At 68.7% G+C, this 1,256-nt stretch carries 1 protein-coding gene; it reads left to right on the forward strand.

Annotated elements, in window-relative coordinates; all coding sequences use genetic code 11:
* Window positions 1-1,256, forward strand: a 1,256-nt coding sequence (locus EN969_RS26830; RefSeq protein ID WP_245467513.1) for an NAD(P)-binding domain-containing protein, incomplete at both ends; no start/stop codon positions are given.

The following is a 1,256-nucleotide window of genomic DNA, read 5'->3' on the forward strand; positions in this document are numbered from 1 at the left end:
CTCCAGGATGAGTGGACAGATGCCGCGGCGCATCTGGTCGAGCGCGGCATCTGTCCACTCATCCTGGAGCGCGGCGAAAGCGTTGGGGCCGCACTGCTCGAATGGGGCCATGTGCGGGTGTTCTCGCCTTGGGAATACAACATCGACGCGGCGGCGCGGGCGCTGCTCGACCGCTCCGGCTGGACGGCGCCGGACAGCCAGGGCCTGCCGACCGGCGGCGAGATCGTGCGCGACTATCTGGCGCCGCTTGGCCGGCTTCCGGCGATCGCCGCCAATCTGAAGCTCGGCGCCGAGGTCACCGCGATCACCCGTCAGGGGCACGACAAGGTCGCCAATGACGGCCGCAAGGACGCGCCCTTCGTCATCCGCTACCGCGATGGCGGCGGTGAGCACCGCTTTCTCGCACGCGCCGTCATCGACGCATCCGGAACATGGTGGCGGCCAAACCCGATCGGCATCGACGGGCTGCCGGTTGCCGGCGAAGGCAAGGCGTCGGCACGCATCGCCTATGGCATTCCCGACGTGGTCGGCAAGGCGAGAGAAGACTATGCGGGCAAGCGCATCCTGGTCATCGGCGGCGGGCACTCGGCCATCAACGTCGCGCTGGCGCTGATGGAGTTGCAGGATGGCGTGCCTGGCACCGAAATCTTCTGGGCGCTGCGGCACGCCAGCATCGAGAGATTGCTCGGCGGCGGGCTGAACGACCAGTTGCCGGAACGTGGCGCGCTCGGGCTGGCCGCCAGGCAGGCGATGGCGGACGGCAGGCTGAACATGCTGACGGGCTTCGCCGTCGACCGCATCGAGACGCAAGGCGAGAAGCTTGCCGTCGACGCCCACCTCGCCGGCAAGCCGTTCAGCATGGCCGTGGACCGCATCGTCGTCACCACCGGCTTCAGGCCAGACCTGTCGTTCCTCGGCGAAATCCGCATCGCGCTCGATCCCGTCGTCGAAGCGCCGCCGGCACTGGCGCCGCTGATCGATCCGAACTTCCACTCATGCGGCACGGTTCCCGCGCATGGCATTGCGGAGCTCGCGCATCCCGAACCCGGTTTCACCATCGTCGGCTCGAAATCCTACGGCCGTGCCCCGACCTTCCTGATGGCGACCGGCTACGAGCAGGTCCGCTCGGTGGTGGCCGATATTGCCGGAGACCATGCCGCGGCCCGCGAGGTGCGGCTGGTGCTGCCGGAGACCGGCGTGTGCAGTGCCGTCGGTGTCGCGACGGTATCGGAAAGCGCCGGCTGCTGTGGCGGGCC

This window comes from Mesorhizobium sp. M7A.F.Ca.CA.003.01.2.1, from assembly GCF_003998945.1.
GTDB lineage: Bacteria > Pseudomonadota > Alphaproteobacteria > Rhizobiales > Rhizobiaceae > Mesorhizobium > Mesorhizobium ciceri.